Source organism: Citrobacter amalonaticus Y19 (assembly GCF_000981805.1).
Classification (GTDB): domain Bacteria; phylum Pseudomonadota; class Gammaproteobacteria; order Enterobacterales; family Enterobacteriaceae; genus Citrobacter_A; species Citrobacter_A amalonaticus_C.
In genome coordinates this window covers 3,101,215-3,113,238 of record NZ_CP011132.1, presented here as the reverse complement: position 1 = coordinate 3,113,238, position 12,024 = coordinate 3,101,215, and the positions used below count along the sequence as shown (strand labels likewise).

Sequence of the window (12,024 nt, the reverse complement as noted above, 5' to 3'; positions counted from 1 at the left end):
TTACACAAACTGTATTGGTATTCCGGAGTTTTAAAATGGCAAAAAAATTATTTGAAGTATCGGGTAATTGGGCTATGGACATAATATGAAAATGACTGAGGATATATTCTTGACAGTTTTTACGTTTCAGCAGAAATAGAAATAAAGAAAGAGAGAATATATTTTTGGAGATTCAAGGGGTAAATAATAATGACCTACCCCGAATGCGAGGCAGGTCACATAATAATGTGTTTAACGACCAGCATGCTTCATAATGCGCGCTTTATCCAGTTGCCATTCACGATCTTTCAGATCGGAACGCTTGTCATGCTGTTTCTTACCCTTCGCTACGCCAATTTTGACTTTGCACCAGGCATTCTTCCAGTACAGAGAAAGGGCGACAACGGTGTAGCCTTCACGATTCACGCGCCCATACAGTGAGTCAAGCTCGCGCTGATTCAGCAGCAGTTTACGGGTGCGAGTGGGATCGCACACCACGTGCGTGGAGGCCACCGCCATCGGCGTAAAGTTAGCGCCGAACAGGTAAGCTTCACCGTCTTTCAGGATCACATAGCTGTCGCCGATGTTGGCCTTACCGGCGCGCAGGGATTTCACTTCCCACCCTTGCAGGGCGAGTCCCGCTTCGAACTCTTCTTCGATAAAGTATTCGTGTCGCGCGCGCTTGTTTAGCGCGATGGTGGCTGAGCCAGGTTTGTGTGCTTTTTTCTTCGTCATAGTGCCGCTCAGTATAGGTAATCTGGAATCGAAAAACACCCCATTTCATCCTTCAGGGGGCAAGGGGATATCTTAGCATGAACAAGGTTGTACCCTGTTGTGGGATAGCGTTTTTTTTACCTTGCGATAAATGGTATTATTTGTTCGATTTTTGTTGATGGAAATAGCTATGCCGCAGATTAGTCGAACCGCGTTAGTCCCTTACAGTGCGGAACAGATGTATCAGTTAGTGAATGATGTTCAGTCCTATCCCCAGTTTTTACCGGGTTGCACCGGCAGCCGCGTTCTCGAGTCCACGCCAGGACAGATGACGGCTGCGGTGGATGTCTCTAAGGCGGGGATCAGTAAGACGTTCACCACGCGAAATCAGTTAACCAGTAACCAGAGTATCCTGATGCAACTGGTTGACGGCCCGTTCAAAAAACTGATTGGTGGCTGGAAATTTACGCCGTTGAGTTCGGATGCCTGCCGCATTGAGTTTCATCTCGATTTTGAGTTTACCAATAAGCTGATCGAGCTGGCGTTTGGCCGTATCTTCAAAGAACTGGCATCCAATATGGTGCAGGCCTTTACGGTTCGTGCCAAAGAGGTCTACCGTGTCGCCTAAGATTGTCGTTGAGGTGGCCTACGCGCTGCCGGAGAAACAGTACCTGCAACGGGTGACGTTGCAACCGGGGGCGACGGTCGAAGAGGCTATCCGTGCGTCGGGGTTACTGGAACTGCGTACCGATATCGATCTGACAAAAAACAAAGTCGGTATCTACAGTCGTCCGGTCAAGCTGGCGGATGTGTTACAGGATGGCGACCGGGTTGAAATCTACCGTCCACTGATTGCCGATCCGAAAGAGTTGCGCAGACAGCGAGCAGAGAAATCAGCTAAAAAGTAGCAGATAACAAAAAAGGTGCTCCATGAGCACCTTTTTTGTTATCAGAAGACAAGCTTACTGGTTGTCGGTCAACGCAGGCTTGTTATCGATATTGGTCAATACGCCGCTGCTGTTGAAGGTCAACGTCAGCGTTTGCTGCGTGACGCCTTCATGGCCCGGCTGTTGACGGAACACATAGAACCAGGTGTTGGTGCCAAACGGATCGGACATCATCGGCGTACCCAGCGCATAGGCAACCTGCTGTTGCGTCATGCCCACACGAATTTTGGATACATCGTTCGCGGTCAGATAGTTCCCCTGGTTGATATCAGGGCGGTAAACCACTCGCTCCAGAGTGGAACAGCCTGCGGTCAACATCAATAATACTGCTGCGGCAGCAGTCAGCGTTTTACAGCGCATAGTGATTTGATTCCTTTTCGGGCCCGAGCAGTATGTGGCTCATATGTAATATGCCGATGATAATAGACCTTTCACCACTTTAAAACCTTTTGCTTACGGGTCCGACGGCGTTTTTGTTGTCTACTCTGACCGTTAAGGTGCAAAAAAGTTTAGGCCGCCAGCAGTTCTTTCGCATTTGCGAGGGTGTTTCGCGTCACTTCGCTGCCGCCCAGCAGGCGCGCCAGCTCCTGCAACCGTGCGCGTTTATCCAGCGGTTGCATATGCGTTTCGGTCATTTCGCCATCCGTCTCTTTGCTGACAAAAAAGTGCTGATGGCCGCATCCCGCAACCTGCGGAAGGTGGGTGACGCACATCACCTGGGTCGATTCACCGAGCTGACGCAGCAATTTTCCAACGACCGCCGCAGTTGGGCCGCTGATGCCGACATCGACTTCATCGAAAATCAGCGCCGGGGTTTCCATTTTACGTGCGGTAATCACCTGAATCGCGAGGGCGATACGTGACAGTTCCCCCCCGGAGGCCACTTTGGCAATCGGCTGCATCGGCTGGCCTGGGTTGGTGGTCACTTTAAACTCGACGCGGTCCGCGCCGTCCTGACTCAGATGATGCTCATCAAACGTGATGTCGATGGTGAAACGACCGTGCGGCATAGAGAGTGAGTGCATACTCTCGGTAATCAGGGTACTCAGTTCTTGTGCATAATGCTGACGTTGCTCATGTAGCGCTTTTGCCGCCTCCAGCGCCTGTTGGCGATGCTTATTCACGGACAGGGTCAGGGTTTCCAGTGAGTCGGCCTGATCGTCGAGTTGCTGCTGTTCCTCCAGCAACGACTGATAATACTGCGGCAGCGCTTCCGGACTGACGTGATGTTTACGGGCCAGTGAAATTTGTTTCGAGATACGCTGTTCCAGCTCAAACAGGCGATTAGGGTCTAAATCCAGGCGATCGCAATAGTGGCGCAGTTCATCGCTGGCTTCCGTTAGCTGAATAGTTGCCTCTTCCAGCATATCGAGGATACCTGAGAGCTTACCGTCCATGCCGACCAGTTCACTGACCAGTTGCTTCGCGGTATACAGCTGACTTTGCAGGTTCACGTCCTCGCCGTCTGCCATCAGCGATAGCGCATTCTGGCTGGTGGAGAGAAGCTGACCGCTGTTGGCCAGGCGCTTGTACTCTTCATCAATCTGCTCAAATTCACCCGCCTGCGGGCTAAATTCGTTCAGCTCTTTAAGCTGATACTGCAGCAGTTCTGCACGAGCGGCACGTTCCTGGCTCTGCTGCTGGTGGTGTGCTAAATCACGGCAGCTCTGGTGCCAGAGTTGGTAACGCGCAGCCATATCCTGTACCAGCATGGATTCATTCGCGTAGCCATCGAGCAGGGATTTTTGATGTTCGGTTTTGGTCAGCAGCTGATGCGCATGCTGGCCGTGAATTTGAATGAGCCGTTGCCCCAGTTCGCGAAGCTGAGAGAGAGGGACCGCCGTTCCGTTGATAAAGCCACGGGAGCGCCCGTCGCTACTGATCACGCGGCGAAGTAAACACTCACGTCCTTCTTCAAGCTGGTTTTCTTCCAGCCAGCGCAGGGCGGCGGGGGTGTCTTTCAGCGAAAAGCGGGCGCACAGGTCGGCACGGCTGGCGCCAGCACGAACCATGTCGGCTTCAGCACGACCGCCGAGGCACAGGCCGAGCGCATCAATTGCAATGGATTTACCCGCCCCGGTTTCACCGGTGATGACGGTCATTCCGTTCTGAAAATCGATCTCAAGTTCACGAACGATAGCAAAATTGCTGATGGTCAGTTGTGCCAACATAGCTGTTTTCCTGTATGAAAAACCATAACTGTAATTACATACAGTATAAACGGGTTTTTTATACAGTAAAGAGGTTGGCGTTAAATTAAAATAATTTTTTTGACCAGCCCAGCTTGGTGCTTAATGTATTGAAATAGCTGTAATCTTTTGGGTGGATGAGATTCAGATGGTAATCACAGCGACGGATCAGCACATCTTCACCTTCCTGAATGGGCAGCGCTATCTGGCTGTCGCAGCTGATTTCGAGATCGTTACGGCGATGCGAGAAGCGCAGCCGAATGGTGCTGCTGCTGTTGATGACCAGCGGACGCGCCGACAGGGTGTGCGGAAACATCGGCACCAGCGTGATGGCATCAAGCGACGGGGTCAGAATCGGGCCGCCGGCAGACAGGGAATAGGCGGTGGAACCGGTTGGCGTTGAGATAATCAGACCATCGGATCGCTGGGAGAAGGCAAAGCTTTCGTCAATATAGACTTCAAACTCAATCATGTGCGCGACCTTGCCGGGGTGCAGCACGACCTCGTTAATGGCGGTACTGATGCGTTTCTGGCAGTCCTTCTGACATACCTGTGCTTCCAGCAAAAAACGTTTTTCCGCGACGTAATGGCCTTCCAGCACGTCGGCGAGCTGTTGCTGCGCGTTATCGGGGTCAAGGTCCGTCAGAAAGCCGAGATTGCCACGGTTGATGCCGATCACCTTGATGTCGTATCGGGCCAGGGTACGTGCTGCGCCGAGCATGTTGCCGTCGCCGCCGACGACAACCGCGAGGTCCGCCTGCTGACCAATCTCCGCCAGGGTGCCGATTTTCACATTCTTCAACTGCAGCTCGTGAGCGATTTGCTGCTCGACAATGACCTCATACCCTTTGGTGCATAACCAGCGGTAGAGCATTTCATGTGTTGTGAGTGCCGTGGGGTGACGAGGATGTCCCACAATGCCGATACACTTGAAATGATTATTCATTTTTCGAGGTCCTTGTGATGAAGATTGATGACAATGTGAGTGCTTCCCTTGAAACCCTGAATCTGATCCCCATAATAAGCGAAGTTAGCGAGATGAATGCGAAAAAAACGCGGAGAAATTCATGAGTAGTAAAGAACAGAAAACGCCTGAGGGGCAAGCCCCGGAAGAAATTATCATGGATCAGCACGAAGAAGTTGAGGCGGTTGAATCAGACGCTTCTGCTGAGCAGGTGGATCCGCGCGATGAAAAAATTGCGAATCTGGAAGCGCAGCTTACTGAAGCTCAAAATCGTGAACGTGATGCGGTGCTGCGCATAAAAGCGGAAATGGAAAACCTGCGTCGCCGTACCGAGCTGGACATTGAGAAGGCACACAAGTTCGCGCTGGAGAAATTCGTCAATGAACTGCTGCCGGTGATTGATAGCCTGGATCGTGCGCTGGAAGTGGCGGACAAAGCCAATCCGGATTTGAAGCCGATGATGGAAGGGGTCGAACTGACCCTGAAATCGATGCTGGATGTGGTGCGCAAATTTGGCGTTGAAGTGATCGCTGAGACGAATGTCGCGCTGGATCCGAATGTGCATCAGGCGATTGCGATGGTCGAGTCTGAAGACATCGCGCCGGGCAATGTGCTGGGTATCATGCAGAAGGGCTATACGCTGAACGGCCGTACGATCCGCGCGGCGATGGTCACCGTCGCGAAAGCGAAAGGGTAATATTTCGGCTATTTGTATTGCCGGATGGCGCTGACGCTTATCCGGCCTACGGCCCGTTGGAATATCCGCGGGCCGTTGCTGTTACTCTGCGACGCTTTCCCGCAGCGGTTTAACGGGCAACACTTTGACCTGCTTAATCATATTCTCCTGAACGTCGAGAATATCGATATCGTATTGACCGATGCGCACGCGAGTGCCCGCAATCGGGATCTCTTCCAGCGCCTCAAGAATCACGCCATTTACCGTCCGCGCGTCGTCTTCCGGCAGATGCCAGTTAAACGCTTTATTAATTTCCCGCACGTTGGCGCTGCCGTCGATGATCACCGACCCGTCATTTTGCGGCGTCACTTCCTCAGCAAGCGTAGGTGACATCGAGGTGGTGAAGTCGCCGACAATCTCTTCGAGAATATCTTCCACCGTGACCAGCCCCTGAATATCGCCATATTCATTGACCACCAGACCGACTTTCTTTTTATTGCGCTGAAATTTGATGAGCTGCGTGCTGAGCGGCGTACCCTCCGGGATGAAGTAAATCTCATCGGCGGCGCGCAGCATGGTCTCTTTGGTGAACTCTTTCTTTTCCGACATCAACCGCCAGGCTTCGCGAACGCGCAGCATGCTGATGGCGTCATCCAGCGAATCGCGGTACAACACAATGCGCCCGTGCGGCGAGTGCGACAACTGACGCACGATAGACTTCCAGTCGTCATTAATATCAATACCGATGATTTCACTGCGCGGCACCATGATGTCATCAACGCTGACCTTTTCCAGATCGAGCACCGACAGCAGCATGTCCTGGTTGCGCCGGGAGATTTGCGTGCGGGATTCATTCACGATGGTGCGCAGCTCATCCTTACTCAGCGAACCACTGATCACGATATCGGTTTTAATGCCCATCATGCGCATCAGCAATCGGGTGATAGTGTTGAGCAGCCAGACCAGCGGCATCATCAGAATCTGCAAAGGAACCAGCAGGAAGCTGCTGGGGTAGGCCACCTTTTCCGGATACAGCGCAGCAATGGTTTTCGGCAGGACCTCGGCAAACACCAGCACGACGAAGGTCAACACGCCGGTGGCGATGGCGACACCGGCATCGCCGTACAGTCGCATACCGACAATGGTACCGAGCGCCGAGGCGAGGATATTGACCAGGTTATTGCCAATCAGCACCAGGCTTATCAGGCGATCGGGTTTACGCAGCAGCTTTTCAACGCGCTTTGCCGGACGATTTCCCTGTTTAGCCAGGTGGCGTAAGCGGTAGCGATTCAGGGTCATCATCCCGGTTTCGGAACCGGAAAAATAGGCAGAGATGACCACCATGACGATCAGTGTGACGATCAGCGTGGTGGTGGAGATGTGTTCCAGGGGGCGCCTCCTTTAAGGCTTAGCTGACAAACTGCTGCAATATCCGGCTACCGAAATAGGCCAACGTCAGGATCCCAGCGCCCGCGACGTTAAACCACACGACACGACGACCGCGCCAGCCTTCATGGTAATGCCCCCACAACAGAACAATATAGACAAACCATGCGATGATAGAGAGCACCGCTTTGTCGATATTTTCCATGCTGAACAGATTGTGCATGTAAAACAGACCGGTACACAGGGTAAGCGTCAACAGGACCACGCCAATCTGCGTAATGTGGAACATCTTGCGCTCGATGCTCATCAGCGGCGGCATTTCATTATTAAACGCCAGCTTTTTGTTTTTAAGCTGATAATCGATCCAGGCCAGTTGCAGCGCATACAGCGCGGCGATAATGAGCGTCGCGTAGGAGAACAGCGACAGCCCGATGTGGATCATCATCCCCGGCGTGGCTTCGAGATGGGTAATGAATTCGTTCGGCATGAAGGTCGCGAAGGCCAGATTGATCAGCGCGAAGGCATACACCACCGGCAGCAACAGCCAGCCACGGTTGCGCGAGGCGACAATCGTCATCACCGTACAGATCATCAGGCTAACCAGCGAGCCGACGTTCAGCAGGCTCAGGTTTTGTCCGCTGTCGCCACCCGGCAGAATGCGGGCTTCAAGCGCGATGGCGTGACACACCAGCGCGACCACCGCAGAAAGAATGGCCATACGCCGCCAGCCGCTGTTTTTTTGCAGCAGAGCGGGGACGATCAGCGCGAGGCTGACGGAGTAGGCGACAAGGGCGAGCAGAGCAGAAACGGGCATAATGGTGTCGACAGTTGGCCAGTGAGAAAGAGAAGCAGTATAGCGTTACGTGACCGCGGCTCCAACCGTTGCATAACAACAAAGACGGCTTCATGTTATACTGCGGCAAATTAATGTTCATGCGTCGCGTGAGCGACCAACCGTTTCCACCCCAGGCGAGAGACAATGTTTGATAATTTAACCGATCGTTTGTCGCGCACATTGCGCAACATCAGTGGCCGTGGACGCCTTACTGAAGACAACGTTAAAGAGACGCTGCGCGAAGTGCGCATGGCGCTGCTGGAGGCTGACGTTGCGCTGCCGGTAGTGCGAGAGTTTATCAATCGCGTAAAAGAGAAAGCGGTTGGACATGAAGTTAACAAAAGCCTGACGCCAGGACAGGAGTTCGTCAAGATTGTCCGTAACGAACTCGTGGCGGCGATGGGCGAAGAGAACCAGAGTCTGAATCTGGCTGCGCAGCCACCGGCCGTGGTGCTGATGGCGGGCCTGCAGGGTGCCGGTAAAACGACCAGCGTCGGTAAGCTAGGTAAATTCCTGCGCGAAAAGCACAAGAAGAAAGTGCTGGTGGTCTCTGCCGACGTCTATCGCCCGGCGGCGATCAAACAGCTGGAGACGCTGGCTGAGCAGGTTGGCGTTGATTTCTTCCCGTCGGATGTCGGTCAGAAGCCGGTCGATATCGTTAACGCGGCGTTGAAAGAAGCCAAACTCAAGTTCTACGACGTGCTGCTGGTGGATACCGCCGGTCGTCTGCACGTTGACGAAGCGATGATGGACGAAATCAAACAGGTTCATGCCTCTATCAATCCGGTAGAAACCCTGTTTGTCGTCGATGCGATGACCGGTCAGGATGCGGCGAATACCGCGAAGGCGTTCAACGAAGCGCTGCCGCTGACCGGCGTGGTACTGACCAAAGTCGACGGTGACGCCCGTGGCGGTGCCGCGCTCTCTATTCGTCACATCACAGGCAAGCCGATCAAATTCCTCGGTGTTGGCGAGAAAAACGAGGCGCTGGAGCCGTTCCATCCGGACCGTATCGCGTCACGTATTCTCGGCATGGGCGACGTGCTGTCGCTGATCGAAGATATCGAAAGTAAAGTTGACCGCGCGCAGGCTGAGAAGCTGGCGACTAAACTGAAAAAGGGCGATGGTTTCGACCTGACCGACTTCCTGGAACAGTTGCGGCAGATGAAAAACATGGGCGGCATGGCGAGCCTGATGGGCAAGCTGCCGGGCATGGGGCAGATCCCGGACAACGTGAAGTCGCAAATGGATGACAAAGTGCTGGTGCGCATGGAGGCGATCATCAACTCGATGACGCTGAAAGAGCGCGCGAAGCCGGAAATCATCAAAGGGTCCCGTAAACGCCGTATCGCGCAGGGCTGCGGTATGCAGGTGCAGGACGTTAACCGCCTTCTGAAACAGTTCGACGACATGCAGCGCATGATGAAGAAGATGAAGAAGGGCGGGATGGCGAAGATGATGAGAAGTATGAAGGGGATGATGCCCCCAGGATTCCCCGGCCGCTAATCTTTACAGGCCTGGCTTATTTGCCATTTCGGCGTCGGGGTGTGCTCGCCATCCTCACGTACTGCGTGTACGCTCCGGTGGCTGCGCGCACGCCGGCACCGAACTGGCTGCACCGCCGACGGCCTTCTGCGACAGAGTTTTCAACTGCTGATTGCAATTTCCCCAGAAATCAGTAAAATTTTCGGGCTTTTAATATGACACCCGGGCTCCGTTCCTCGATGGGGCCCGGTTGTTTTATTCACACAAGAGGATGTTATGGTAACTATTCGTTTAGCTCGTCACGGCGCTAAAAAGCGTCCGTTCTACCAGGTTGTTGTTACTGACAGCCGTAATGCACGTAACGGTCGCTTCATTGAGCGCGTTGGCTTCTTTAACCCAATCGCTAGCGAAAAAGAAGAAGGCACTCGCCTGGATCTGGATCGCATCGCTCACTGGGTTGGCCAGGGCGCGACCATTTCTGATCGCGTTGCTACGCTGATCAAAGAAGTAAACAAAGCAGCTTAATCTGTCACGGTGGTCATGATGAGCAAGCAACTCACTGCGCAAGCACCCGTGGACCCGATTGTCTTAGGGAAAATGGGATCGTCTTACGGTATTCGTGGTTGGCTCAGAGTGTTTTCTTCCACTGAAGACGCCGAAAGCATTTTTGACTATCAGCCCTGGTTTATCCAGAAGGCGGGTCAGTGGCAGCAAGTACAGCTGGAAAGCTGGAAGCACCACAATCAGGATCTGATCATCAAGCTGAAAGGCATTGAAGATCGGGATGCAGCGAATTTACTGACCAATTGCGAAATTGTCGTCGATTCGACGCAACTGCCAAAACTGGAAGAGGGTGACTACTACTGGAAAGACCTGATGGGCTGCCAGGTAGTGACCACAGAAGGCTACGATCTCGGGAAAGTCGTCGACATGATGGAAACCGGATCGAATGACGTCATCGTCATTAAGGCAAACCTGAAAGATGCGTTTGGTATCAAGGAACGCCTCGTGCCGTTCCTCGATGGGCAGGTTATCAAGAAAGTCGATCTCACTACGCGGACTATCGAAGTAGATTGGGATCCTGGTTTTTAAACCACCGGATAAGCGGTAAATGACGGCGTGATGGGGATTGGCTTGTGTTTATAGGTATCGTTAGCCTGTTTCCAGAAATGTTTCGTGCAATTACCGATTACGGGGTAACTGGCCGGGCTGTTAAAAATGGCCTGCTGAACATCCAGAGCTGGAGTCCTCGTGACTTCGCGCATGACCGGCACCGTACCGTGGACTCACGTCCTTACGGCGGCGGACCGGGGATGTTAATGATGGTACAACCTTTACGGGATGCCATTCATGCAGCAAAAAGCGCGGCGGGTGAAGGCGCTAAGGTGATTTATCTGTCACCTCAGGGACGCAAGCTTGATCAAGCGGGCGTCAGCGAACTGGCCACGAATCAAAAGCTGATTCTGGTATGTGGTCGCTACGAAGGCATAGATGAGCGCGTGATCCAAACCGAAATTGACGAAGAATGGTCAATCGGCGATTACGTTCTCAGTGGTGGAGAGTTACCCGCAATGGTACTGATTGACTCCGTTTCCCGGTTTATCCCGGGGGTTCTGGGTCATGAAGCATCGGCAACGGAAGATTCCTTTGTGGATGGATTGCTGGACTGCCCGCACTATACCCGACCTGAAGTGTTAGAAGAGATGGACGTCCCGGCAGTATTACTGTCAGGAAACCATGCTGAGATACGTCGCTGGCGTTTGAAACAGTCGCTGGGCCGCACCTGGCTTAGAAGACCTGAACTTCTGGAAAACCTGGCTCTGACTGAAGAGCAAGCAAGGTTGCTGGCGGAGTTCAAAACGGAACACGCGCAACAGCAACATAAACATGATGGGATGGCGTAAGCCCCCGATTATCAGTTTACCCAGGATAAGAGATTAAATTATGAGCAACATTATTAAGCAAATTGAACAAGAGCAGATGAAGCAGGACGTACCTTCCTTCCGTCCGGGTGATACCGTGGAAGTGAAAGTATGGGTTGTTGAAGGTTCCAAAAAACGTCTGCAGGCATTCGAGGGCGTGGTTATCGCTATTCGTAACCGCGGTCTGCACTCTGCATTCACTGTTCGTAAAATTTCCAACGGCGAAGGCGTTGAGCGTGTCTTCCAGACTCACTCTCCGGTTGTTGATAGCATTGCTGTCAAACGTCGTGGTGCCGTTCGTAAAGCTAAACTGTACTACCTGCGTGAGCGTACTGGTAAGGCTGCTCGTATCAAAGAGCGTCTTAACTAAGATATCGCTCAGGCGACATCCTGTTAGAGGGGCTGGCCAGTTGGCTGGCCCTTTTTTTATCTCCATAATACTCACGGTATTAACCTTCAGTTCATAAATCATTTACAATGACCCTCGTTCGCAGCGAGTGAGTCAGGGTGTTATGGGTAAAATTCGTCAGTCAGGTTTTCAGCAGCGTGCGGCAGGTTTCGCACTGTTTGCGATCCTGCTGATTATTATTGCTCCGCTGATCTCCGTGGCGCTGCAAACAGACCCGATGAGCGCGATGCCGGGTATGCATCATGAGATGAGTGCGATGGCTGAACACGACGGGCATCACGGTGATTCTCCTCCAGTCCCGATGCCTGTCGATCACGGCGAAGCCTGTGGCTACTGCGTGTTACTGGCTCACGTTCCCGGGCTTATCCTGGCGCTGATGATTCTGCTCTGCGGCGTTCTGCTCAGAGTGCAAGGCAAACCCACTCGTCCGACCGTTAATCACTGGCACTTCTTCCCCTGGCTGTATCCTGATACGCGCGCGCCGCCGCGCAGGTCCTCACTTTCCTGTTGCTGAAAAT

15 protein-coding genes are annotated in these 12,024 nt (G+C 53.0%); 9 read left to right on the top strand and 6 right to left on the bottom strand.

Annotation, left to right across the window (positions count from 1 at the left end; all coding sequences use genetic code 11):
* Positions 1-231: 231 nt before the first annotated feature.
* Positions 232-714: an SsrA-binding protein SmpB gene (smpB, locus tag F384_RS14355; RefSeq protein WP_046498167.1), complete on the bottom strand. Its 483-nt coding sequence runs from the start codon at positions 712-714 to the stop codon at positions 232-234.
* 169 nt (positions 715-883) lie between these two features.
* On the opposite strand from smpB, the gene F384_RS14350 reads away from it, so the two are divergent.
* Positions 884-1,321 carry a type II toxin-antitoxin system RatA family toxin gene (locus F384_RS14350; RefSeq protein ID WP_046485438.1) on the top strand — a complete coding sequence of 146 codons (438 nt, stop codon included), beginning with the start codon at positions 884-886 and terminating at the stop codon, positions 1,319-1,321.
* Positions 1,311-1,601 carry an RnfH family protein gene (locus tag F384_RS14345; RefSeq protein ID WP_080949949.1) on the top strand — a complete coding sequence of 97 codons (291 nt, stop codon included), beginning with the start codon at positions 1,311-1,313 and terminating at the stop codon, positions 1,599-1,601. The genes F384_RS14350 and F384_RS14345 overlap by 11 nt, the downstream gene beginning before the upstream one ends.
* Before the next feature lie 54 nt (positions 1,602-1,655).
* Here the strand turns inward: F384_RS14345 and bamE are convergent, their stop codons facing one another.
* The 3 genes from bamE to nadK all read right to left on the bottom strand — a co-directional run bounded on the left by bamE (position 1,656) and on the right by nadK (position 4,775).
* On the bottom strand, positions 1,656-2,000 hold the full coding sequence (bamE, locus tag F384_RS14340; RefSeq protein ID WP_046485434.1) for an outer membrane protein assembly factor BamE: 345 nt from the start codon (positions 1,998-2,000) through the stop codon (positions 1,656-1,658).
* Positions 2,001-2,149: 149 nt separating this feature from the next.
* Positions 2,150-3,811, bottom strand: coding sequence for a DNA repair protein RecN (gene recN / locus F384_RS14335; RefSeq protein ID WP_046485431.1), 1,662 nt, complete (start codon positions 3,809-3,811; stop codon positions 2,150-2,152).
* An 85-nt stretch (positions 3,812-3,896) separates the two neighbouring features.
* The gene (gene nadK / locus F384_RS14330) at positions 3,897-4,775 is read right to left on the bottom strand and encodes an NAD(+) kinase (protein ID WP_042325929.1); all 879 of its coding nucleotides are present in this window, start codon (positions 4,773-4,775) and stop codon (positions 3,897-3,899) included.
* 121 nt (positions 4,776-4,896) lie between these two features.
* On the opposite strand from nadK, the gene grpE reads away from it, so the two are divergent.
* The gene (gene grpE / locus F384_RS14325; RefSeq protein WP_046485424.1) at positions 4,897-5,490 is read left to right on the top strand and encodes a nucleotide exchange factor GrpE; all 594 of its coding nucleotides are present in this window, start codon (positions 4,897-4,899) and stop codon (positions 5,488-5,490) included.
* Positions 5,491-5,571: 81 nt separating this feature from the next.
* On the opposite strand, the gene F384_RS14320 is transcribed toward grpE, so the two are convergent.
* Both F384_RS14320 and F384_RS14315 read right to left on the bottom strand, forming a co-directional pair.
* Positions 5,572-6,858, bottom strand: coding sequence for an HlyC/CorC family transporter (locus F384_RS14320; protein ID WP_155404005.1), 1,287 nt, complete (start codon positions 6,856-6,858; stop codon positions 5,572-5,574).
* A gap of 19 nt (positions 6,859-6,877) precedes the next feature.
* A complete protein-coding gene (locus F384_RS14315; protein WP_046485413.1) occupies positions 6,878-7,669 on the bottom strand; it encodes an inner membrane protein YpjD in 792 nt (263 codons plus the stop codon).
* 165 nt (positions 7,670-7,834) lie between these two features.
* Between F384_RS14315 and ffh the strand changes: the two genes are divergently transcribed.
* From ffh to F384_RS14285, 6 genes are all read left to right on the top strand, one after another.
* Positions 7,835-9,196 (top strand): signal recognition particle protein, encoded by a 1,362-nt coding sequence (gene ffh, locus F384_RS14310; protein ID WP_046485408.1) that lies wholly within the window; start codon positions 7,835-7,837, stop codon positions 9,194-9,196.
* Between the two features lie 255 nt (positions 9,197-9,451).
* Entirely contained in the window at positions 9,452-9,700 is a 249-nt protein-coding gene (gene rpsP / locus F384_RS14305) for a 30S ribosomal protein S16 (RefSeq protein ID WP_046485404.1), read from the top strand.
* Positions 9,701-9,718: 18 nt separating this feature from the next.
* Complete coding sequence (gene rimM / locus F384_RS14300; protein ID WP_046485398.1) at positions 9,719-10,267, top strand: ribosome maturation factor RimM; 549 nt, start codon at positions 9,719-9,721, stop codon at positions 10,265-10,267.
* A gap of 44 nt (positions 10,268-10,311) precedes the next feature.
* Entirely contained in the window at positions 10,312-11,079 is a 768-nt protein-coding gene (gene trmD / locus F384_RS14295) for a tRNA (guanosine(37)-N1)-methyltransferase TrmD (RefSeq protein ID WP_046485395.1), read from the top strand.
* A gap of 40 nt (positions 11,080-11,119) precedes the next feature.
* Entirely contained in the window at positions 11,120-11,467 is a 348-nt protein-coding gene (gene rplS, locus F384_RS14290; protein ID WP_002437770.1) for a 50S ribosomal protein L19, read from the top strand.
* 142 nt (positions 11,468-11,609) lie between these two features.
* Entirely contained in the window at positions 11,610-12,020 is a 411-nt protein-coding gene (locus F384_RS14285) for a DUF2946 domain-containing protein (protein WP_046485390.1), read from the top strand.
* The last annotated feature ends 4 nt before the right edge of the window (positions 12,021-12,024 follow it).

Bases quoted from the DNA above. Each gene is read 5' to 3' on its own strand.
- rimM (WP_046485398.1), top strand. From the start codon at position 9,719: ATGAGCAAGCAACTCACTGCGCAAGCACCCGTGGACCCGATTGTCTTA.
- recN (WP_046485431.1), bottom strand. From the start codon at position 3,811: ATGTTGGCACAACTGACCATCAGCAATTTTGCTATCGTTCGTGAACTT.
- ffh (WP_046485408.1), top strand. From the start codon at position 7,835: ATGTTTGATAATTTAACCGATCGTTTGTCGCGCACATTGCGCAACATC.
- rplS (WP_002437770.1), top strand. From the start codon at position 11,120: ATGAGCAACATTATTAAGCAAATTGAACAAGAGCAGATGAAGCAGGAC.
- rpsP (WP_046485404.1), top strand. From the start codon at position 9,452: ATGGTAACTATTCGTTTAGCTCGTCACGGCGCTAAAAAGCGTCCGTTC.
- F384_RS14350 (WP_046485438.1), top strand. From the start codon at position 884: ATGCCGCAGATTAGTCGAACCGCGTTAGTCCCTTACAGTGCGGAACAG.
- nadK (WP_042325929.1), bottom strand. From the start codon at position 4,775: ATGAATAATCATTTCAAGTGTATCGGCATTGTGGGACATCCTCGTCAC.
- smpB (WP_046498167.1), bottom strand. From the start codon at position 714: ATGACGAAGAAAAAAGCACACAAACCTGGCTCAGCCACCATCGCGCTA.
- F384_RS14285 (WP_046485390.1), top strand. From the start codon at position 11,610: ATGGGTAAAATTCGTCAGTCAGGTTTTCAGCAGCGTGCGGCAGGTTTC.
- F384_RS14315 (WP_046485413.1), bottom strand. From the start codon at position 7,669: ATGCCCGTTTCTGCTCTGCTCGCCCTTGTCGCCTACTCCGTCAGCCTC.
- bamE (WP_046485434.1), bottom strand. From the start codon at position 2,000: ATGCGCTGTAAAACGCTGACTGCTGCCGCAGCAGTATTATTGATGTTG.
- grpE (WP_046485424.1), top strand. From the start codon at position 4,897: ATGAGTAGTAAAGAACAGAAAACGCCTGAGGGGCAAGCCCCGGAAGAA.